Below are 23,422 nucleotides of genomic sequence, written 5' to 3'. Positions count from 1 at the left end.
CAAGCGGCCTCACAACACTACGGTAACCACTTACCATGATTAATGATTACGAAGAAGACTATCTGGAAGAAGACGATGACGAGTACATTGAGTACGCGGTACGACCCAACAAAACGCAAATCAAACGTGAAATTGCCGCTCTGTTTGAATTGGGTGAAGAAATGGCCGAATTGTCCAATGCCCAACTCAATCAACTGGATTTGCCCGCCGAGTTGAAAAGCGCGGTAATCCTGGCAGCAGGCATGCCGCCTAAAGGTGCGCGTAAACGCCAGCTCAAATTTATCAGCAGTTTACTGCGCAATGCCGATTCGGATGCCATCATCGAAAAGCTGGCAAGAATGAAGACACAAAGTGCTCATGCGGTCAGAGAGCATCACAAAGTCGAAAAATGGCGCGATCGTCTGATCGCTGAAGGCAACGACGCGTTGACTGAATTACTCGAAGATTGCCCGGAAGCCGATCACCAGCACTTAAGACAACTGATAAGAAGCGCCCAAAAAGAAACAGAATTAGCAAAACCGCCCAAATCATCCAGGCAGCTCTACCATTATTTAAAAGAATTATTCGAAAGGGTGTCAACCGAACAGGAGTCAACACCGGATGACTTGACTTGATAGCAATTAATTCCTGCTACTACCAACTCGATAAGGTGCGCCATAGGATGCTGCCGTGCTACGAGACGCATCGTTCGCGATCGTTGCGGTTCGTAAACTCACCGCAACCTACGACTTTTTAGCTCAAATTTTGCCGTCGCTTCTTTCATTTCCAGGGTTTTGGCCAGACGATACCTGTGAACTTCTTGAAATAGCGTCGGCTCGAATGTCAGGTGTACGTTATTTCAACGCTGACTTTTCATGGTACTGAACAAGCAAGATACTTTTTCACATTGCCAAACTTTAAGTTTTCTACATCCTATTCCGAATAGCCGTAATATGCAGCGCTTTTTAACTGCTGAACCGGAGTGTTGGCCCACGAAAATCAAGGTTTTTTTTGAAAATCCGGCAAAGCATTAGTTTTTTCATCTAAAATCATTTTCAATATTTGAAAACACCGGAAAGGTTTATATGGCAATTTTACGCTGTAACAACTGCAACTATTTACGGGAAGTGCCTAACGAACATGTAGGTAAAACCGTAAAATGTCCGGTATGCGATCATCCTGCTCCAATTCACGATGCGGTGACACTGGTTAAAAAAGTCATCGAAAAATACCAGCTTTTGCTGACTAAATATCAAGAACTGGAACAGCCCAATGCTTCGCCAACAGAAGCCGTCTCTTCAGTCAGTCCGCACATAGTCAGCCGGGATAAACTGCTTGATTTGCATAACACAACGGCGATGACCAACAGCGCTCAGTTCAAACCCATCATCGACTGGTTCAAAAACAGGGAAATTGACGTTGACGTCAATTTACAGGCTTTGGATACTCAGGGTTTTTATGATGAAGTCGCTATAGAACTGGGAGACAATCATGAAGTTTTGCAAACCGTTTTGGAAAAAATCAAGAAAGCTCAGCGCAATGATTATTCATCAGTAATGATTAATATCAGCAATCAAAGCCAGAAAGAAATCAAAATCATCACCGATTTCTGCAGAAATTTGTACGATTATGCTTTTGTAGCCCGATACTTTTATAACAAAAAAGAAAAAAAGATTCATCTCACGCTGCAAACGGCCTCAACCATTGTTAATTTCTTTAATGGCGAATGGCTGGAATGGTATGTCTTCATGAAACTGGTGAAGGTTTTTTATGAAAAAAAAGGGCTTTTTTCTTGCTTGAGAAGTTTTGTGGTCAACTTTTCTAATGAAGATAAACACGAAATCGATATTTTCTTTCTGATCAACCACCGTACCCCGCTGTTTATCGAGTGCAAATCCGGTGAATTCAGGTCAATGATTGAAAAATACAACAAACTCCGTAAAAGACTGAATATCGACAAAGACAAATTTTTGGTGCTGGTTTTAGGGATCAACGACGAGCAAACCAATGGCTTAACCAATATGCACGATGTCACGTTTGTTAACGAAAAGAATTTTATTGATCATATTGCGCAGTTAAATCCCTGATAGACAGCCGACCAGGGCCAGATTTCTGTCAGTCTGAGTGTGAGAAGGGTTAATGACTTGACTGCAAAACCACCTCCAGCATCGGCACTTCCCATTGCTCGACTTTACAACGCGACCGGTAGTCTTCTTCGGAATCGGATTTATACCGCGTAATCATGGCAATGACGGTGGCTGATTGAATATTTTTATAACGCTCCTGCCATTGCTGACTGGCGTTTTGGGAAAGCACGGCGATCGTCATCTGCTCTTTTTGCACGACGATTTTGCCGTTTTGCTGCGCTATAGTTACCGATGAACCGGCACTCAGACTCGCCAGTTTATTATAAATGGGATGGCGTTCCGAAAAGCTTCCGGCATAGCTTAAATCGAAATCTTTCAACCCCAGAAAGGCATAGTCCTTTTTAACGGGCGGCAAGACTTCAGGCTCTTCAATCACCACTTGGCGTTGCACACTAAAATCACCTTTTAAAGAGGGCAGATAAGGATTTCGTAAATCCAGCCTTTGCATTAAACACAGCGTTTCTTTCGCCCGGGTCATGGCGACATATAATAAACGCCGCTGTTCCTCTGAGGCGGGCAATGTCCAGCCACCGTCAAGCACAAACACATGAGAAAATTCCATCCCTTTCACTGAATGAACAGTACTGAGAAAGACGCCCTGCCCCAACCGGCACTCTTTGCGCTGTTCGGCCAGTGACTCACAGAGATATTCCAACAGTTGTTGCTTGCCGGTATCTTCATCGCCGGTTTCCGCCTGCCATTGCAGCAACAGTTGCCTGAGCTGATTTGCCCAGGTATTTGGCTCGCCGGTTTCAACATTTTGCAAAAAATCCAGCCAGTCCCCGGATTTACAGACTTTTCGATCGCTGAGTTTGATTGCCTTGAGCAAGGCCAGGTTTTCCCGGATGCGAAACGGCGGAGGCTGAGCATCTTTAGGCAAGGCCAAACTCAGTGGGATGGCCTGCGCTTCCAGGCATGCTCGGACCGGATTCAACAGCCGCCACTCTGTGGTCAACACCGCACATTGCCGCCATTCAAGACTGTTATCCAGTTGCCGCATACGCAACAACTCGTCGACCAGCACTTGGGCTTGCTGCATGTCATCCCGGCACGTCAGAATCTGCACCCGGCCATGGACTAATGGATCGAGTTTTTCCCAACGCCCTCCGGCAGCCAGGCTTTTTCGTCCCCGGTTAATCCTAATCGGATGCTGCTGTTTCATCCGGTCGCGATTTTGTTCGATCAACTGATTGGCGGCAGCTATGATATGCGCACTGGACCGGTAGTTTTCGACCAGATACTGTGGGTAAGCCTGATAATCCTTTTCAAATTGGCGAATAAAGCCGATGTTGGCCCCCCGAAATTGATAGATATTCTGATCGTCGTCACCTACCGCAAGGAGGGTTAACCGGCTGTCTTCGTCTTGCTTTCGCCCGGCTATAGCGGCAATCAGTTCATACTGGCATTCGTCGATATCCTGATACTCATCGACCAGAATATAGCGATACCCCGCCAATAAACGGTCCCGCATTTCATCGCAGCCCAGATTCAAACAGCCCTGTTGCCCGTTCAGCAAGTCAATCGCCTGACGAATCATGTCCTGAAAAATCAATTCGGCACCGAATTCATGGGTCTTCTCCACGCCGGTCAAGGCATGACCGGATAAACGCAGGCTCAGTCCGTGATAGGTTTGGATGGTAACTAATTTAGCTTCTGGACCGACCAGATCAAACAGCCGCTGTCTTAATTCAGTTGCGGCATTACGGTTAAAACACAGCACCAGAATACTGCGTGCAGGCACTTGTTTAACCCTTAACAAATACGCACAGCGATGAATCACCACGCGCGTCTTGCCGGAACCCGGACCAGCCAGAATCAATAAATTTTGCTCCTCGGAACTGGCCACCATCGCCTGTTGTTCCGGATTTTGAAGATCACTGACAATACGCTGGAATGATTGCTGGCTGGTTGCCCGATCCAGAATTTCTTTTCGCCCCTGAAAATAGCGTTTTACAAATTCGGTTTTATCCTGAGAAAAATACGCGACGACAAAAGCCAATGCCTGGCCAATTTTTTCCAGCCCTTGCCGCGCGTATTCATTCATGACATGAACTTGAAAAATACGCTCGCTGTAATGTTGCGACAAAGGCTCATAGTCACCTTTGCTGTATCGCCGCCGTTGCGCTTCGGGCAGCACCCGGATTGTCATCGCCTGCCGGAATACGGCCAGCCCCTTTTGCAGCGTGATGATTCTTTGTTCATGCAGAAAATTAAGTCCGCGTTCCACTGCCGCCAAAGGGTCTGTTAACTCAGAACGCATGTGGATATCCTGATTCAGCGCCGCCAGTAAATCTTCCACCGAGAATTCCACTAACAAATCGGCTCCGGGCTTGGTTTCGTCCGGTATTTTTTGCAATAGCGCATTCAAAGAGATTTGGGCCACTGCCTGGCGCCGTTCGATAGTGCGCGATAAGGCCCGCCAACCCCGGTTGAGCTTGATCCGGTATTGATCCTGTGAAACATGACGGATAAACAGGCTGCCTCTGCTGCCGGCCAGACCTTGTCCGTCCTTGCTCATGGACACCAGCAACAATCTTAACACTTCCGGATTACAGTCTTTAAAGCCCTGGTCCAGCAAGTGTTGATTGACATGGCGTAATGACAGATTTTGCCATTCTTCGGGACCGGCATCGGGTGCTTGCTCCTGCAACAGATTGACCAACGCATTTTCCAGAGAGCAGATTTGTTCCAGCAGCGAACTCGACGCATTGGCGATTTTGTAACGAACAAACGCGGTCAACAGCAGATTTTTTTGAATGATGCCCGCAGAGGACATATCGTATAAAGTCCGGATAACCCGCTGACTGGCTGTTTCGTTGATTTTGTTTTGCCCGGGTTCGTTGTTTTCTTCGGAAAACTCGCTTAACAACGCCAACTCATCGGCACTGAAGCCGTCATCACTGTCGGCATTAAATAACGCATCCAGTATAGCCAGCCAGCGCTTTTGCTGACGCTCGGACAAACCCAACGTGGCGATTTTCTGCTGCGCTTCGGCAAGATTTTTAACCAAGGGCCGGCCTTGAAAAACCTGGGTTTTATTTTCGTTACGTTCAACAAAACCGGTCCGCTCCAGCCACGAGATTGCAGTCATCACTTTGGTTGGAGCATCCGGATCTTCAGCTTCAAACGTAGTATCGACTGCTTCATTCTGCAGTATTTCCCCGGCAGTAATGACGACATTGCCGGATTTATCCTTGCGGACCCCGCGCAAACCCTTGAGTATCTGCGCAATGTCGCGCTGATTGAGCTGCGAAGACGCCGACAGTTTAAACTGGCTGTCGATGTCATTTTCATCAAAGAGTAAAATACATTCGGCTTCGTTCTGATCACGCCCCGCCCTGCCCGCCTCTTGTAAATAATTTTCCAGCGAACCGGGAATATCCGCATGAATCACCAGCCGGACATCTTCCTTATCGATACCCATGCCAAACGCATTGGTCGCCGTGATGACACGGGTTCTGCCGCTGATAAAGTTTTCCTGGATATGCTTTTTTTCAGCGGCATTTTTCCCGGCATGAAACGCCTCAACCTGCCAATCCTGATGCTGTAAAAATTCGGCAATGGCTTCAGTTTGTTTGCGTTTAGCGCAATAAATAATGGCACTGCCACCATTATTTTCGGCCAATCGCTCATGAAGTAAGCGGTTGATGCGTGGATATTTATCGACACTGTTGACTGTTTGCACTTCAAACTGCAAATTGTTTCGCTCGACCCCACCCTCAAATAGTTGTAGATCCTGGGCTAGATTAGCCTTGAAATAATCAATGATCTCATTTTTGACATCCTGCTTGGCCGTTGCAGTAAAACATTGCACGGGCGGTAATAAAGCGTGCTGTTTTTCGGCAAATTCCTTGATAAAACGTGCGGCGTATAAATAATCAGGCCTAAAATCATGTCCCCACTTTGACAAACAATGCGCTTCATCAAAAACCCAGCAACCGATTTCCCGGTGCTCGATCGCATTTTGAAAACCCGTATTCCGCAGCTGTTCCGGCGATACATAGAGCAACGCAATATCACCCATTTGTATGGCTTTTATGACTTCGCCGCGTTCCGGTGCAGTCAGCATGCCGTATAAAGCAGCAACGTTGGGTGCCCCGGTTTTGTTGCGCAGATTATCGACCTGATCTTTCATCAAGGCCTGTAACGGCGAGATCACAATGGTCAGTACGCCGCGTCGCTGATAACGCACCAGTGCCGGTAATTGAAAGCACAAGGATTTTCCGCCACCGGTAGGCAACACGGCAAACAAGGGCATATCCGCCATTCCTGCCTGGACAATACTTTGTTGAAGACTGCCCCCTTCAGCATTTTCCGGCTGTGGCCTGAAAGCAGAAAATCCGAAATAGCGCTGTAATTGAGAGACAGGATGATGCGTCTCCTGACAATAAATACAGTCCGTCGATTGACAGGGAATATCGCGTAATTGCCGTAATGCCGGCGCAACTGCCTGAAACTGTTGACGAACCCAGGGCGGCAATACCGAATTACCGCCCGAAACCCGTAACCAGGCCAGACAATAGGCTAACGCGGGACGTAATTCAGGATTCGGCAAATAGGATAAAATCACTTTATTGAAAGCGGTTTTGCAGACCTTCCCCAGTGTCTCTTTCTTGAATAAATCAAACGCAGAACCGGCAGTCAAAGGCTGCGCATCCATGACCTGAAAAGCCATCTGCAAACCGGAAAAACGGGGTTGACCGGAAAATGCATAATGATAAAAAGATAATAATTGCCCATCGGCCTGCTGGGCCTGAAAAGCTTCCCATTGATCTTGAAACAGCGACAACGCGATCTTCGCATCCGCAACAGGATCACTCAAACTGTCCCGCAATAATTTGTAATTTTTGACCAGGCGATGATAAGGATTTTCAGGAAAAGCCAGCGGCGACAAAAATAAAGTATCGATAACCGGTTTATTTAGAAAGCCAAGCTGCTGATCGACAGCCAGACACAAAGGCAGATCATGCAAAATAAGATTATGACCCAATACAAATCGCGCATCAGTAATAAACTGATCCAGTTCGCCAAGGACATGATGAATCTTAAACGGGACTTGCCGGTTAAAAACCCGGTCCTGAAAAACCGCACCAACAGCAAAAATCTCTCCGTTGTAATTGGCTTCCAAATCCAAGCTGCACAGGGTGTTAGAAAAGCTTTGCCAATCCATTGTTATTAATTCACTGTAATTTTAGTCATCATGCTGTACATAGGAACATACGATAGTTGCAATGCCGGCATCCTGCTCTGGAATGATGAAATTATGTTCATGACCGTTTATCAGAAAACAGGTAGCGGGATTCCCAACTGAACCAAGTCGAGAAACTTTAAAGGACACTACTGCACTACTGTAAATCCGATGAAATTTAAAAACTCATGCGTGACAATTAGGATATTACTGATAAGGTGTGAGACACTTTAGCAACAAAACAACAATTTGTGCCTATTTGATCACAAATTGATCTAAAACCCTGTTCTGTACAGCTGACGTTTAGGAAACATCTGATATCCTTTACCAAAAGATGACAAAAAAGGTGAATACCATGAAAATTATAATAAATAGCAGTAACCCCGACATATTAAATACTTTGGCCCAAGACTTTAATGGCAACAGCATCTACGGAGTAGAGTTTATTCTGGAAGATTTGTATGAAAGCAACAAAAAAGAATTATTCAAAAAAGAATCTGACAATTTCGACTGGTTCGGATTGTCTGACTTGTGCATCTAAAACTTTAAAATCCAATACCTAATAGTGATTATTTCTTCATTCTAAGTGCCTGACCTCCTCATCAGGCACTTATATAAAAACATGCAAACTGTTTCCATCGCATTAATTCCTTAAGCCGTTTTGCTCATGCAGGTTTGACCCGCAGAGTGAAACTTTTCAGCTGCCTGTTCAATATCGGTTAAACCATACTGGTCTTTTATCACGTTAAGTCCACCCTCAGCCAGCTTGATAAAATCGGACTCATGCCCTGAGTCCAAATATCTGTACAAATTGTCAATATTTTCTTCTTCGATATTCACCCCATTGATGCGTGCATAAGCGAGTATAGCCAGACGGAAAGTTCTGTTATCCGGGCTGATGAAGATTTTTGCTGTGTTCCCCGCGGTATTAATGCCGGGCTGGTCTGGAAAATCCAGCGGATTACGAAATATATTTGGCAAATCCGATAGCACTTGGTCCGGCGAGCTATGCAGCTCATTTAGCAACTGAATTAATGTGCGCTTTACGTCGCTTTTCACCTGTCCGGTTTTCAATAAATTAAAAGCTTCTTTCATTTGCTCTTCAGTTAAAGGCAAAGTGCTGTTTGCCCCTTCTTTCAGCTTAACTTTGAAGTTATCGTAAGATAAATCCATCGATTCACTATTCCCCGCTTTTAAAAAGCAAGAGGTCTGAATATCAAACGCGTCAGCTTCCAAAACATCGCCCGAGTTTAATTTTTTACTGAGTGAAGCCAGTATTATTTGTTCCGAGAGATTGATCTTGCTTGATAGCGTATCGTTGGATTTTGTGCTCATACTGGAGCACGAACTCAAAACGAAAGTTAATGCCAACATCAAAATAGACAGCCATTCATATTTACTTTTCATATCCAATACCTCTGAAAAATAAGTTTTGACACCGCTTGGTTCTACTCCTAAGCAACGTTACCAGACCACCGGCTGTTAAAATCCAAACCGCACTAATGAAAGAGCTCAGCAGAGACTGTTAAAGGTAAAAACAGGGAATCCAAAGCAAAGCTTAGTGGCAGATCAACCAAGGGATAACGCGGCGGTATCACTTTAAATCGGCTTAGCGCGACATCATTTCGGGCTATAGCCGCCCAATCAAGCCGTGTTCCACTGCAGATAAACACCCGCTCATAAAGTGGAATATCTGTTTCTAATGTTTTAAATGTCGCGCATCCGGTCAACATTGCAAAGCCAATTCCACTGTGTAACAGGCGCTTTAACATATCCTTTACCCTTTGAAGTTCGAAATAGCGGCATGGGGCCGGGTTATTATTTTTCGTAATAAAGCGGCTACTTAATTGACAATATCAGTCCCTTCCCCAGATCAAGTTCCAGCGAACAGCGCTCTTTTCCACAAGCACCATCACTGTAACTGAATTGCCGCTTTGACTGACTAATTTCTTGGTCAAAAATTACCACTATGTTTCTATAGCGGCCGCCCAATCCATTCGCATTAAAATAACGATCAAAGTTATCCGCCAGTGCCTTTGCGGCCTTGTCATAAACAACGCTGATTTGGGCCCGTCCCTTAGCTTCCAGATTTTTGGAAACGTCTTGCTTCAGTTGGTCAATAAGCGCTTTACCATCGGGTCCAAATAAAAACTGACGCCCACTTTCCCGTACTGTTGAAAATTCAAAAGCGACCGGAGTGGATAAGTACAGTTTCGGAACATGAATATGAATGCTATCGTTTTCAATAGTATGCTTCAGCTCAGCCAACTTGACGAAATACCTGTAATTCGCAACGAGTGAGAGTTTGACATGCGTATCTCCTACAGGTAGTCCAAACACATGCCTGTATTTTTCAATCGTGAAATCTTCATTACCAGCCAGTCTTGCGACAACATACTCATCCGCCCCTTCCAGGGAAATAAACCGGCTGAAGCTTTTACTCACTTCCTGCGTATCCACCAAAGCTATGCGGTCGCCAAAAAACCACCAGACCATTACAATCAGGGCGAACAAACCGATGATGCGGCTGACGAATACATTAATACCTTTAATCATATTTTCAGTAAAAAATTAATAGCTCATCCCGGCTGATCGAAAAAAACGTCTGGTATCCAAAAGGTGGGGATGTCTTTGGCGAGGATGTGCGGCATGGAAGCTGCCGCTAAGCCCCCCTTAGCCGGGTTCACGACGGTCTTCGACTGGCATATCACGCACTGTTAACAAAGTCGTACGAATTTTCAGTATGAAAGGCGTAAAACAGATACTCATTGTACCTTGCCGGAGTTCAGGACACCCGATTGGAAGTGAAGACAGCCCGGCAAAATCCGAACATCCAGCTTGACCGACTGAATCGACCTGCCCTTGTCCTGCGCCTTATCGAGTTTATCGACCAGCAGATTCAGCAATGCCTTGATTTCTGGCCGATACAGCCACTGCGGCGCAGTCATTGTCACATTTTTTCCTCGGCTTCAAATTCAAGCCTGGTTTGCTGGCGAACCTGTTGACGGCGATGTTCCCACAATTCACGCAGCTTATCGGGATTGAGGTCGCGCTCATCAGATTCAGAAATGAAATCGACCTCACCGTTTCCCTCGGCCTCGGTACGTGTAAAACTCCATTCCTTGGTAAATTCGGTTTTGATCGCTCCTGCGTGTTTGGTCGGCATTGCGCAAATCAATTGCATGCCGAGACTGTCCCTAATAAAGCGGATCACGTCATGAGCACGCCGCTCGTCCATTTTTGCAAAGGATTCGTCATTCACCAGCAATTTCAGATTCATGCCTTTATCGAAATGTTTCAGGCGATTGGTCACCACCGCAGCCCGGACGATATAGGCCGGGGTTTCAAGCTGCCCGCCGGAACCGGTGCCCCACTCTGAAAGCGCGACACGCGAACCGCTGTCTGAATCCTTCCATATTTCATAGCGGCGGTAGTTACGGTAATCGGCCACCCGTTGTAATTCCTTCAAAGCACGCTCCTGATCTTCCGAAAGCAGAAAGCCGACCAGCCGATCGCGAATTTTACACTGTTCAGGGCTCAATTCGCTGGTATCAAAAAGATCGCCGGACTCCTGCGATTCAGACATATCGTAGGCTGCACAAAAGAAATCGTAATATTCCTTAAATTCCGGCACCCACACAGACCAATCCAGCTGAAACCGATCGGTGCCGAATTTCAGCCGGTTCAATTCCGCATTTAAAATCTTCAAGGTGCTCACGCCTTGATCGACAGCATTACGGATTTCGTAACAAAATTGCTTGGTGAATACATCCTTGAATGAAGATTCAGCGGTACGCAATTTATCCAGATTTTTGACGAAACCGATTTCCCGCTGGTCGCGCAGCTGCTCTTTAAGCCGCTCGAATAACTGAACCAGCTGACGATAATGCCCGCTAAAGTCGGTACCGCGTAATTCGCTATCGTAGTGTAAATGCAGCAGCTCATAACTGCGGGCATGCTGATTGTACTCGGCAATTTTCTCGTGCACCTTACTGTAGGCGCTGTTGGCTTCTATCAGTTTGGCGGTGTGATCAGCCTGCAACTGGTCATTCGAAATCTGAGAAGATTCGACGATTGCGTCAACCGCTTGCAAAAGCGCAGTCAGAGACTGGCTTTCATTGACCGAACAGATCGATTTTAAGGGTTGCAGACTCATGTCGATCTGTTTTTGTTTATCAGCCAAGCCTTGTTCCAGCGACGCCGACCGCTGTTGCTGCTGTTCTTTGGCTTTCAGGTATTTGCCTACTTCCTGGTTACCGAGGTTCACCTGTCTTTCCAGATCGGCAATCAGTTGGTCCAGCGTGTCTTTCTCAGCTTCCAGCTGGTCGACTTCGGTCAAATCCAGACGCGCCAGATCGGCATGAGCGGCTTGTCTGTCATGAACAGTCTGCTCCAGTCTGGCAGCATCGGCAAAATCCGGTTCTTTCAACTCTCGCAGCGAGTCCAACAGTGCGTTTAGCTGCTTGCCTTCGTCTTTTAATAGCTGCAGTTCCTGTTCGGCGTTGCCGTGCGCCTCCAGCGCATTTTGACGCGCCTGACGCTGGGCTTCCTTGCCGAATACCAGCACATCGGTATCGCCGGTAAACAAAGTGCGCGAACCGGCAGCTTTACCGTCTTTCATGACTCCGCGCGGCGTGACGCGGAGCTGTTCGACGTTATCGACCTTGACAACATTGCCGTATTGTTCGACCAGATAGGCATAAGCCAGCGGATGTTCGGTATGCAATTCGTGGATAATGGCGTCTTTGGGGACGCGCTCCGGTTTGGCGTTGCGTTTACACAACGAACCCTGGATCACCTTGGCGCGCAAATGCTGCTTCCTTACAAATTCTATCGCTCGTGACTCCCAGTCTTCATCAACCACAAAGTTAAAGCGTGCACCGGCAATATAACCTTCAATGGCAGGCTGCCAGGACAAATCCTTGGGTTCGATCAGATCGCACAGCACCTGTGCCCGGGCAGCCGGCAGCTCGGAACGAAAGGCTTTTAGCGCCTGGGTGATTTCCCGCGGATAATCGGCTCCGCCTTCGGCTAGATTGGCCTTGCGCTGAGCCAGATTTTTTTCCCGCTCTTGAGCCTCGTCCAGTTGCTTATGCAACTGCCCAAGCTGACTATGAACGGTGGCGACAAAACTGTTACGGGTTCCGGTTAATGCTTGATACAGTCGCTCAAACCCTTCGTTCAAGCCTTCTAAAGCTCGCACCGTAACCAATACATCGCGCGGGTCCTGTCCGACCAGCAATTGTTGTTCAAGCTCCCGGCAGGGCGTATGTCCTATCGCAGCCATCACGTCTGCCAACAGCTCTGCCGCTAACGATAGCTCGCGCTTGGATGTAGGAAATGCCATACCGGTAATCGCCTGCGCAGCAGATTGTAAATGCCCTGCCTGTTGAAGCGCTTTTTGCAGATTGACAACCGCCGCATTGGCTTCAATCTGAATCGATTCAAGACGTTCTGTAATGCGGCGTTTCTGATCCGCAGCTGCAATGCCGCTCAGCCGGGCAGCAAGCTGGATTTGACTGTCAACATAAGCTTTCCTGTCGCGGTTCAACCCGTCTATTCGCGCATTGGAGTCCTGGATATTTTTTTCCAGTGCGGTCATGGCTGCTTTGGCTTGCTGTATCTGCAACTGATCGCCCTGCAAGGCGCGCTGAGAATGCGCAAGCTGATACTGAACGGCAGTTTCATAAGCCATAATGGCTTTAGTCAGCGTTTTTTCGATGCTTTCAAGCCTGACCACATTCGCCTGCAACCTATCGCCTTCTATGCGCAATTGATGCACCTGCCGCATCAAACCGCTGATCTGGCTAATCCGCTGCGGCAATTGCTGGAGATCGTATTCCAGAATCTGGGTTTTCACCAGATCATCGACGCTACCTATAGGCTTATGGGCGATAGACTGACTCCAGGCTTTGGCGGCCAGTTCCGCTTCCGAAAACGAAACGTTGCGCTGGCCGCGAAAACGGCCATACAACTGACACAGATATTCGCGCTTGGCATCTCGCAGGTTCAGCACCTGTGCATAGCGAGCTTTAAGGTGATTTTCTAGTTTCTCGACCTCGACAACACACATATTGCCGTTATCGTCGTAATTGACCAGATCACTCAAGCGAAGCTCGGCATCATCGATCAGCAATAAAGCCAGACGTTCCTGTACCGCCTGACGGCGATCACCGGATCCATCCACGCGCACTGCAGCGCCAACCAGCGCGGTAAAGGGCTTGCCCACTTCGCCGCTATCAGGCTTAAACACCGCCGCCACATAGCCGTGCGCGCCATCGGGACGAGCAAAAAGATTATCTTCGGCACCGGCGATATAAGACCACAGGGTGCGCTTGCTTTTTCTGCCGCGTGAAGTTTGCGTGGTTTCATCCTGCCCGGGGTTATAGCTGAAGATATTTTGATGGGCAGCAGTCATCACTGTTTGCAGCGCATCCAGCAGCGTCGATTTACCGGAACCGGTTGGACCGGTCAGCAATGTCATATTGCCCATCGCGTATTCGTCGCTGCGCAAGGCGCCCCAGTTAACCAGAATCAGTTTATCCAGTTTCATAGGCTGTGTTCTCCAATTTCCGGCTCACTGACTGCTTCGGCAAAGCCTTCAGCCTCCAATGCCGCCGCCAGCACATCTTCACCGATGATACCGAGAATAACCGGACGAATTGCAATCAGCGCGTCTTCATCCTGCATAGAGAACAACGCGCCGTATTGAATAAGGCGATGCCGCTTCAAATCTTTAAGCAGTCGGTCGCGGTCACCCAGATTATCCGGCAAAGGCCGTTTAATCTGGATGTGCAGGGTGGTCGCCAGTTCCTCGAAACGAATCAGCACTTCACCGTCATCGCTCAAGCGTCCCCCACCTTCCGCCAGTCCTTGCTGATATAAAAACCGCAAGGCCAACGCTGCCGCAACGAAATCGGCAGACAACCTAGCTCTTAACGAAGGAGCTGGATCATTATCATCCTCAGCTAATCCGGGAATCTGCGCGCCAGGCGCATAAAGCCTGAAGAATTCATTTTGCAGATCGTGGATCAGCCGAAAGCCGGCGAGAGCAAAATATTCGGTCAACAGATTTTCAATGCGGCAGGCATCATCGTAGTAACGTTGTTCGACGCCGTCTTCGTCGCGAACGATAATGCCCCAGGCAAAAAGGCGCGAGGTGATTTCCTGAAAACGGTGCAATTTAAGATTTTCAGGTTCCAGCCGGTCAAGCAGAATTTGAGTCAGCGTCATGGTTAAATTCAATATGGTAGTCGCTTCCTGTGTAGTAATCGTTATGAAACCGCTGGCCACGCAATTGTGTGACCTTCAGGGTTTCATCGCGGGATGATCGCACAGCTTCAACCATCTGCATGTTTTGCAATACATCCGATGCAGTCTTTACAGGCAGGTTGGAGAGCCTGATCGAACGTTGCTGCAAGCGTAATTCTCGACGGATGTAATCAACCACGTCCTTATTGGACAGCGTAAAAGCCGCCGCCTCGCTTCGCTGCATGGCCGCCTGCAAGCGCGCATCGCGGCTGACTTTGGGCAAGGCGGTGACGGTCAGTGCCTTGCGCCGTTGCGAGGCGCTGCGCAATTTGAACGCCGCCGGGTCCAGCAAACGGATTTCGCAGGCGGCAATATCGGTACCTATGCGTTCTAAAAACAGGGTTTGCGCTTCGCCTTCAAGCATTGCGGTCTGGGCGATGGCGCGGCTATAAGCTTGACGGCTTTGACCGCCCTGAAGCATTAATGCCTGCTGGACGATACTGGCCGCGCGGCGCATGTAAATATTCATTGCCTTGATCAATTCCGGGTGTTTTGCGGTACAGGCCACTTCAACCCGGTCTTCGATGCGATCCAGCAACCAATCGAAAATCGCGGTATCGGCCCGTTCTTGATTGGCCCAGACGGCAATATCCTGCAACTGGCTTTCGAAGGCATTAAACTTGTCGCTTTGCAGATTGCGCAAGCGGCTCAAACTATCGCGAATCGCCTGACGATGGCGCTCGACGTTATCGGCAGTCAGCTGCTTTTTAAATTCTTTTTCGAAACGGTCCAGAAAAGCGATAAATTCTTCCCAGGGTGTACTGGACGCCTCCGTCATCAAGCGGCGCACCAGTTCCTGAAAATAATCGACGCCCTCCGACAAATCACTGATGATTTTTTCAGCATAATCATAGGCATCGACCAAATCATATGCATCGATATTTTTGCGCGCCGCTTCCAGTGCATTCCGGCAGCTCCGGACATTACGCTGACGGCTACGGGATCGCAGGCGATCCAGCGACCACAAAGCTTCGGCAAACAATTTGCCTGCCCGGGTAAAGCGATAGGCGGTAACCAAACCGGCACGGTCGCCAAAGGTTTCCAGCCAGCCGTCTTTCAGCAGCGCGCGGACCAGCGCGTTGGTCAGTTGCTGATCGTCAGCATTATCCAATCCAGACAGTTCACCCTCGTCAAAAACGGTGTCGGCCACAATATCATTGATCAATACCTGCACGGTAGGCGCCAGCAAATCCTTTAAATTATCGCGGGTAAGATTCTGCGAATAATCGGCACTAGGCCCATGAAGACTTTCATACAAGGTGCGAAGACAAGCCACCACCAGTTCGCGGCGTTTTCCATTCAACGGACGAAAAAAATTCTGTCGTTCAGCTTCAAAAAACACAAGGTATCCAAAAGTTTCTTGTTTTAACGCTCACCAAAATAATTCCCCAAAATGCTGTTTGTCTGGCTAACACGACTGAATGTCCGGGCCGATTATATCAAACATATAAAGCATCGCAGGCTTTAGCAGGTCGCTAACCCCCGAATACATTACATAACGGTATACCGGTAACATTTGACGTGACCACGTCCGGCTTGGAAGTCTAAGACTATGAAATAAATATAAAATATCAACTCTGCGGTGATTATTGCGCCTAAATCGAAGATTAAAACCAAGCGAAGTATGCTTTGGCAAAACAACTATTCAAACCTTAGAAAGCGAAATAGACTTTGTGAAGTTCTTACACCTTTTCATCAACAACCAGGACCTAACCGTCTCAATCCGCATTGAAAGTGAGTTCTGTAAGTAGTTGTCCTAATTTCAACACGTCATGTTCTGTGATAAAAAACACTCCATTATTCAAAGATCAAATTTGCCGATTGATTGAATTATTCGCCAAACAACGGCGAGAAGTTACATTAAGCGCATTTCTTAAAGACAACTGATGCCACGCTCCAAATCAAAATGGACCATTTTGGCGGCACCAGACTATTTCTATAGGTACGAAAGACTTTAAGTGGTTGGGGGCTAGATCATCCTCAGTATCGAACTAATCCTTTTTCAGTGAGGCCTGTCCATGAACGCCGTATTTAACAACGCTAACATACGCCTGCTATTGGTTGACGATGACCGTTTCGACCGCCTCGCATGCAAACAGGCGATCACCCAGCATCAGAACTTCAACTGCCTGTTTATCGAAGCAGAAACCGGTAATCAAGGTCTTGAGCTCGCACGCACTCAACACCCCGATTGTATTTTGCTGGACTACCAGCTTCCGGATATAAACGGTGTAGAGTTTCTCGCCGAACTCGCTGACGGTTTGGGGAAATTGCCAATTCCGGTGGTGATGCTGGCTGACTCAAATAATCCCTCCATCATAGCCGACGCACTCAAGATGGGAGTAAGCGACTATGTAGTCAAAGGCTGGAACTGGGAATCCCTGCAATGGCTATCAGGCACTGTGTTTCATATACTGCGGGAAAAGCAGGCCATTAAAGATAAGGAAGAGGCTTTTATAAGACAGCGTGAAGCCGAGGAAAAATACCGCAAACTAGTGGAACAAATTCCAGCCATTACCTACATTGCTTCTCTGGAAATTCCGGGAAAACTGCTCTATCTCAGCCCACAAATTCAACAGTTGGGTTTTGCCGACGAATACTGGCTTAATGACACTCATGGATTGCTCAAACAGGTTCATCCTGACGATTTATCGGTCACGATAGAAGCTTATGCACACACCTATGAATACCATGCGCCATTACGGTGTGAATACCGATTGATGGGAAGTGATGGCAAGCCTCGCTGGTTTTTGGACGAGGCCAACATCATACGCGGCCAGCAAGGCGAGAGCCTTTTTCTGCAAGGCATATTGGTCGATATCACCAAAAGCAAGGAAACCGAACAAGAGCTTTATTTTTACCGTCAACACCTTGAAGAACTCGTAGCTGAACGTACATTCCAACTGGAAAAGCAATGCGCCAGTCTGAAATCGGCCAAAGACAATCTGAACAGGGCTTTTTCACGGCTCAGACAGACAAACTCGGATTTACGGGCCAGCGAGCAGCGCTTCCGGCTCCTGCTGGAATCGGCTGGAGAAGGTATCCTGGGGCTTGATGCCGCTGGATGCTGCACCTTTGTCAACCGGGCGGCACTGGCAATGCTGGGCTACACCCCAGAACAAATCCGGGGACAAGACATCCGTGTATTACTGAACCACGTCTGCACGCCGGAGTTGAGTACATGCCCGGAACAAAACACCTCCTGCGAAAGTATTGCACATCGCTGTACCGGAAAATTCCACCGTAAGGACGGCCGTATTTTGCCCGTGGAATGTTCATCCTATCCGATAGAAATTGACGGGCGGATCGACGGTACCGTACTGATGTTTTGGGATGTGACCGAATCTCAAGCCCTGATACAGAAACTGTCTTATCAGGCCAGCCACGACCCCCTCACCGGACTTGTCAACCGGATTGAATTTGAAAAACGCATCAGCAGGGTCATGGCGAGCGCTATCAAAGATCAGTCCGAACATGTGTTGTGTTACCTGGATCTTGATAACTTCAAGTTTATCAACGACACTTGCGGTCACGCCGCCGGCGACCAATTACTCAGCGCATTGGGTGCCGAGCTTTCGTCCAAGCTGCGGCAGCGCGACACCCTGGCAAGGCTGGGCGGCGACGAATTTGCCTTGCTGCTGGAACACTCCAGGCTTGAACAGGCCTGGAGTATCGCCAATGATCTCTGTGAAAGTATAAGAAACTTTCAATTTACCTGGGCAGGCAAAGACTATTCGGTTAGCGCGAGCATCGGCATAACCGCATTGACACACGCTGATCTCGATATAACCGCGGTGCTATGTACCGCTGACTCCGCTTGCTACATCGCCAAGAAACAGGGTGGAAACCGGGTACACAGCCTCAAAGCCGGTGATGAGGCTCTTGTGCGGTAACCTTTGAACCTAGAATAACCAGTTTAACGTTCCCAATCGCTTTCATCCTGAGCCCACTCGATGCTCGGAATTTGGGATACTCGCCCAATCGCTTGGTTGTGAAACTCGCTCATGCTTCGACCTATTCAGCACGAACGAATTTGAGGCCTACAAAATACGCTTAACTTAAAGACAGTGGGAATAGGCAGCACATCGCCATAATGTTGGCTGCCGAGTTGATGTCAGCCATGAGACGCTGTGCTTGATTTTAAGGCTTAGAAAGCAGTTGCAAATAAACTAAAACTTACACACTGCAAACATCAGATTAACGTTGAGACAGCCGCTAACCGGATGCCTTGGCGCTGGCGAAAACCGATCAACGGCATGATACCCCGTGACAATAATGTGGTTATCTGAGCTTCATTCAATAGCATTTCCACACAGGGTTGTAATAACTTCTCTCCGTCCTGATCAAAAGCGAATGCCGGAATATCGCTGAAAAAGAAGGCCTCATCGCCGCTTTGTTCCTCGCTGTTTTTGATAATGCCCCGGGTGCATAAGAATGCCGGATGTCCCCAAAGCAATTCTCTTGATTGGGGTATGATTGAGCATTCTTCAAAATCGAAGGTATCAATGGGATTACGTTTGTTGCCATAAGGCAGCCGCAGTAAATAGCGGGGATAAGCAAGCACAACCCGGTCTGCGTTAATTTCGTTGAAAAACTGCTCCCATTGCGGGACCTTGTCGGATCTATTCAAAATAGTGTTTTCTATAAACGAGGCGTGAACGCCTCCCAGTAAACAGCTGTTGCATGTTGCTGCCAATTGACTGAAATAGGTTAACAAGGCTTTATCATCCTCACTGCCTGAAAAATAATAATCCCCGGCTAACAGAAGGGTCTGCTGATCGCCGTCTCCGGCCTGTAACTGTTGCAGTAATTTTTGCTCAAAAACGCAACTGCCTCTTTTCTGCTCGGCTAATAATTCGTCTTGACGGATATCCACCAGAAAATAGGTGCGCCTGTCACCTGAGTCTTCATTTACCAGCGCTTCTGTGGCCATCCATAACGCTTCCAGATTCTGAAAAGACGGGCTGTGCAGCTGCGTTTGCAAAAACCGGCTGATTGTCACATCGATCACGTTGATCAAAGCCTCATGCTCCGGCTTAGTCTCTTGACTGATATAAGGCGACACGATCTGATCAATGAACCCTTGGACTGAATCTGTTTTGTCTGCGGCATTTTCTGATTTCTTACCCAGCAGGCGCTGCAGCAGATCTTCCTGGGTTTCGGAAATTATTGGCGAGTGAGCAGCATGATCGCTTTCAGTTACGACCGGACGAAAAGCGTTTATTTTCGCAGCCGCCTGCGCAGCTGTTTTTGTGTTGCCCAACTCACTTTTTAATTGCAGCAAGTCTGTCAAAATGGGGACTTTGTCAAACCAGGCATCGGGATGAAATGCTTCGCGGGTTTTAAACTGCAGCGTCAAACCGGAATTTATTTCAATCATCGGGTTTATCTGCGTCATCACTTGATCAAAGTTATCGATATTAATTTCTCTGATTTTGCGCTGTTCCCAGGAGATAGCGGACTGACCGGAAAAACCCCCTAAAATATAAATTCGAAAACCGGTATCAACAGGTATTTTATGAGCCGGATTAAGGGTCTTAAAACCCATTTTAAAATCAATTCTGCCGGGCATATTCATTCCTCTTTTGTAATCAGTGGACAGTATCAAAACCTGAAGTTTCCAAGTTATTATAGGGATGTCCAGACTTGTAGCGGATTATTTGCAGCCCAAGCACCTTGGCAGCCTGTTTTTGAAAACGGAAAACTGTGAGCTTCACAAAAAAGGGTATTACTGTGCAAAACTCGTAGAATGCAAACTTTGACGAAAAGGGCCTTGACTGATGATACGTACAGGCAAAATGATGGGTTTTAGGATCTTAAAAACGGAGGGCTATTCCAAATGAATTCAGTTTCTCTCCGGACCCGGTTCAAATGTGCATTAACGTTTCTAATCCTGATGATAATTCCTTTCCCCGTTACCAGTCTAACCGGCTTTATCGTGGTGATATTCAGGCCCGTTTGGTTTAAAAAACTCGTTGATATTATTTATGCGGATAAGAACCGCTGATACCCGAAAATTTCCAGACGGCAAGACTCACTTGGACTCGCCCATTTTTATGGTTGTGCAATCTGAAACGTCTGATCGCGGTAGTTAAGAACCAGGCTCTTGGGAAGGATCTCTTTAATATCGACCTGATCTTTGGTTTGCTGCCCTGCCTTATATTTGACCATGTTGATGATGACAAAACGCTCAGCAGGATCTCTGGCATAAACAAACACATTGATCGCCATTTTTGGGACCGATTGCCGAAAGTCATCCGGCAATTCCGACAAATAGGGTATTTTATTGACTGCTTGAGGCGCGAGTTCCGGTTGTTGATCTTCTACCAAAGCGATATCTGTTATGTCTGCCGGGACCGGCTCACTGTCCTGAGCAAAACCCGGATTATCGGGGACAGATGCCGGTTTACCCGCCTCTACAACCGGATCCTTCATTTTAACCGGGGCTGGTTTAGCTGGAGTGGTTAAAACGGGCTTTATCGGATTCTCCTTAGGTTTGCTGGTTGCTATCCGCTCAGTTGATTGAACAGGCTTAGGGGTTGGCAGACTTTCCCTGATTTTGGGCAGTTCAATCGGCTTAATTTTTGGTTGGTCTTTAGATTCACTATCGGCCAAAACGACAGGGGAAGCTGATGGAGCAGGGTCAACCCTTGACGGCTCGGGTAAATTTTGAACATACCAGATGATGCCTGCAATAGCCGCCACATTACCCAAAATCGCTAAAGCAATCCAGCCAATAACTGAGCTCTTGCGCTCGGGCGGGTGCATCAGAATTCTGTTAGTCACCGATTCAGGCTGCTTGGACTGGCGTTCCTGCTCTGATTTTCGTAAGGCATTAAGAATGTAAGACATGGTATTAATCGGCAATTATTAAACGAGGCGAGTTTGATGAGCTTGCCACGTTGTCGAGATAAAAAAGCGTTCGAGTCCCGGCAATACCGTCCTCAGTTAAATGATGCTGCAACTGAAAAGCCTTGACCCGTTTTATCAAGTCGCTATCAAAAAAACGCGGATCACTTGCCTGTTCATCAATGCCATCATTAGCTGTCAGCTGCTGACGTAACCAAAGCACAGACTCGGACGTTTGACCCGGATAAATCGCCTGGACATCAGGAAACGGCGATTGCCAGATGGTCAGGTAACGGCCGTTCCAGTAACGCAGCACATCAGCAACAGGAAAACTCACTTCCTGGCCAAATTGAAAAAGCGCCTGGCCCTCTTTTATCCCGGTCATCAGCACGTAACGTTTGGACTGATCTGTGGAGTCGAAATCCAGAATGACAGGCCGCCTCATTGACATCAGGTCTTTCCAGGTAGCAGATCCGCTGACACAGATAAAACCCTGCTTCTGCAGCGTAGCACAATCTGCACTGCCGGAAACAGGTGGAGTTTGTCCCCAAACTTTCAAGGCATTTTCAATCCCCGCACTCAATGTCAAACCCCTATTGGCAAGCCAGGCATCAAATTTTTCGGCCGGTTTAGCAGGCTGAATGACTACGGGGGTGATTGGCGGCTTTGTATCTACCCGTGCTTTATTTTTAGCAACAGCCGCTACTGCAGACGGCTTCGGCAGCTCCTTAACCGGTTCGATTGTTGATGCCAGTCTTATCCAACGATCCAGATCTTTGTAATAAAACGTACCGAATGCGACGCAACTTAACAGCAACAGGGTAAACAGCAACATTTTTCGTGAACTCAGCCCGCCGAAGGGTGCCAAGGTCTCACGCGCTGCGGCATTGATGATGCCGGGTGTGATGACGCGTGAATTGTTGGCATAAGCGCCCAGCAAGGCACGGTCGCAAAGGATATTGATAATTCTGGGAATGCCTGATGAGTATTGATAAACTTTTTTGATCGCACCGACTTTAAATAGCTCGGTATCGCCATTGCAGACATAAAGCCGATGCCGGATGTATTCGCGGGTTTCAGCGAGTGATAACGGCAGCAAATGATAACGTGCGGTAATTCGCTGATTGAGCTGGCGTAATTCCTGTTTTCTAAGCAGCACTTTCAGCTCAGGCTGACCCACAAGAATAATTTGTAATAATTTGCTCTTGCTGGTTTCAAGGTTGGTCAACAGACGAATCTGTTCCAATACTTCCATACTCAAATTCTGCGCTTCGTCTATCAGCAATACGGTCCGCCTGCCCTTGGCATGGGCTAACAGCAAATACTGATTTAGCGCATCGACCAAATTTTTGAGTGAGGGTTGCGAAGTGTTGTAGTCAATATCAAGTTCATCGCAAATAGTTGCGAGCAATTCCAGCGCATTCATTTTAGGATTCAATATCAGGGCGATATCAACATGCTTGGGCAAATCCTGCAACAAACAGTGGCATATGGTCGTTTTTCCGGTGCCCACTTCACCGGTCAGTGCAACAAAACCCCCACCCTCGTTAATGCCATATAAAAGATGGGCCAAGCCTTCCTGATGCCGGGCACTCATATACATGAAGTGCGGATCAGGCGCTATCGAAAACGGGTATTCGGAAAAATTAAAGTATTGTTTATACAATTTAGGGGGTTGCCAAATTAGGAAATCACGATGCGTTCTTATTCTAACTCTACTTTAAACAAAAACCGAGTTTCCGCTAACCCGTTGACATTGTAGGAAGAGCACAAAAAACAGATAATTTAAGTTTATTTTGTAGGAGTGGGCCATGCCCGCGCTTGAACTTTAGGTCGCGGGCATGGCCCGCTCCTACTCTGCTTCTTCGCATCCAGGCAATCCCAGCAGGGGTAACGCTATGAACAGAATTCATAAGTTCGATAATGTTTCGAATTTAGCTGAAGCTTG

At 47.6% G+C, this 23,422-nt stretch carries 15 protein-coding genes; 4 read left to right on the top strand and 11 right to left on the bottom strand.

All coding sequences use genetic code 11. The features are described from left to right. Positions 1 to 35 precede the first annotated feature (35 nt). Both yjgA and GO003_RS12440 read left to right on the top strand, forming a co-directional pair. Positions 36 to 614: a ribosome biogenesis factor YjgA gene (gene yjgA / locus GO003_RS12445; protein ID WP_159656503.1), complete on the top strand. Its 579-nt coding sequence runs from the start codon at positions 36 to 38 to the stop codon at positions 612 to 614. Between the two features lie 450 nt (positions 615 to 1,064). Beyond that, positions 1,065 to 2,066 carry a hypothetical protein gene (locus GO003_RS12440; protein WP_159656505.1) on the top strand — a complete coding sequence of 334 codons (1,002 nt, stop codon included), beginning with the start codon at positions 1,065 to 1,067 and terminating at the stop codon, positions 2,064 to 2,066. Between the two features lie 49 nt (positions 2,067 to 2,115). Here the strand turns inward: GO003_RS12440 and GO003_RS12435 are convergent, their stop codons facing one another. Further along, on the bottom strand, positions 2,116 to 7,296 hold the full coding sequence (locus GO003_RS12435; RefSeq protein ID WP_159656507.1) for a RecQ family ATP-dependent DNA helicase: 5,181 nt from the start codon (positions 7,294 to 7,296) through the stop codon (positions 2,116 to 2,118). A gap of 373 nt (positions 7,297 to 7,669) precedes the next feature. On the opposite strand from GO003_RS12435, the gene GO003_RS12430 reads away from it, so the two are divergent. After that, positions 7,670 to 7,855 (top strand): hypothetical protein, encoded by a 186-nt coding sequence (locus GO003_RS12430; protein ID WP_159656509.1) that lies wholly within the window; start codon positions 7,670 to 7,672, stop codon positions 7,853 to 7,855. 110 nt (positions 7,856 to 7,965) lie between these two features. Here GO003_RS12430 and GO003_RS12425 read toward each other — a convergent pair whose 3' ends face one another. The 7 genes from GO003_RS12425 to GO003_RS12395 form a co-directional block, all read right to left on the bottom strand. Beyond that, positions 7,966 to 8,721, bottom strand: a complete 756-nt coding sequence (locus GO003_RS12425) for a hypothetical protein (protein WP_159656511.1) — start codon at positions 8,719 to 8,721, stop codon at positions 7,966 to 7,968. 92 nt (positions 8,722 to 8,813) lie between these two features. Continuing rightward, positions 8,814 to 9,086 carry a YceK/YidQ family lipoprotein gene (locus GO003_RS12420; RefSeq protein ID WP_159656513.1) on the bottom strand — a complete coding sequence of 91 codons (273 nt, stop codon included), beginning with the start codon at positions 9,084 to 9,086 and terminating at the stop codon, positions 8,814 to 8,816. Between the two features lie 67 nt (positions 9,087 to 9,153). Then, positions 9,154 to 9,870: a hypothetical protein gene (locus GO003_RS12415; protein ID WP_159656515.1), complete on the bottom strand. Its 717-nt coding sequence runs from the start codon at positions 9,868 to 9,870 to the stop codon at positions 9,154 to 9,156. Between the two features lie 209 nt (positions 9,871 to 10,079). Further along, complete coding sequence (locus tag GO003_RS12410) at positions 10,080 to 10,262, bottom strand: hypothetical protein (RefSeq protein ID WP_159656517.1); 183 nt, start codon at positions 10,260 to 10,262, stop codon at positions 10,080 to 10,082. Between the two features lie 2 nt (positions 10,263 to 10,264). Next, positions 10,265 to 13,867 (bottom strand): ATP-binding protein, encoded by a 3,603-nt coding sequence (locus tag GO003_RS12405; protein ID WP_159656519.1) that lies wholly within the window; start codon positions 13,865 to 13,867, stop codon positions 10,265 to 10,267. Further along, on the bottom strand, positions 13,864 to 14,547 hold the full coding sequence (locus tag GO003_RS12400) for a DUF4194 domain-containing protein (protein ID WP_159656521.1): 684 nt from the start codon (positions 14,545 to 14,547) through the stop codon (positions 13,864 to 13,866). Before GO003_RS12400 ends, GO003_RS12405 begins: the two co-directional genes overlap by 4 nt. Continuing rightward, the gene (locus tag GO003_RS12395) at positions 14,522 to 15,967 is read right to left on the bottom strand and encodes a Wadjet anti-phage system protein JetA family protein (protein WP_159656523.1); all 1,446 of its coding nucleotides are present in this window, start codon (positions 15,965 to 15,967) and stop codon (positions 14,522 to 14,524) included. The genes GO003_RS12400 and GO003_RS12395 overlap by 26 nt, the downstream gene beginning before the upstream one ends. 676 nt (positions 15,968 to 16,643) lie before the next feature. Between GO003_RS12395 and GO003_RS12390 the strand changes: the two genes are divergently transcribed. Beyond that, positions 16,644 to 18,518 (top strand): GGDEF domain-containing response regulator, encoded by a 1,875-nt coding sequence (locus GO003_RS12390; protein WP_159656525.1) that lies wholly within the window; start codon positions 16,644 to 16,646, stop codon positions 18,516 to 18,518. A 299-nt stretch (positions 18,519 to 18,817) separates the two neighbouring features. Here the strand turns inward: GO003_RS12390 and GO003_RS12385 are convergent, their stop codons facing one another. The 3 genes from GO003_RS12385 to GO003_RS12375 all read right to left on the bottom strand — a co-directional run bounded on the left by GO003_RS12385 (position 18,818) and on the right by GO003_RS12375 (position 23,140). Then, on the bottom strand, positions 18,818 to 20,197 hold the full coding sequence (locus GO003_RS12385; protein WP_159656527.1) for a type VI secretion system contractile sheath domain-containing protein: 1,380 nt from the start codon (positions 20,195 to 20,197) through the stop codon (positions 18,818 to 18,820). 482 nt (positions 20,198 to 20,679) lie between these two features. Next, positions 20,680 to 21,477, bottom strand: coding sequence for a general secretion pathway protein GspB (locus GO003_RS12380; RefSeq protein ID WP_159656529.1), 798 nt, complete (start codon positions 21,475 to 21,477; stop codon positions 20,680 to 20,682). A gap of 4 nt (positions 21,478 to 21,481) precedes the next feature. Continuing rightward, on the bottom strand, positions 21,482 to 23,140 hold the full coding sequence (locus GO003_RS12375; protein ID WP_159656531.1) for an ExeA family protein: 1,659 nt from the start codon (positions 23,138 to 23,140) through the stop codon (positions 21,482 to 21,484). Between the last annotated feature and the right edge of the window lie 282 nt (positions 23,141 to 23,422).

It is taken from the genome of Methylicorpusculum oleiharenae, from assembly GCF_009828925.2.
GTDB lineage: Bacteria > Pseudomonadota > Gammaproteobacteria > Methylococcales > Methylomonadaceae > Methylicorpusculum > Methylicorpusculum oleiharenae.
Note: the sequence above shows the minus strand (reverse complement) of the source record. Positions and strands in the feature narration are given on the sequence as shown.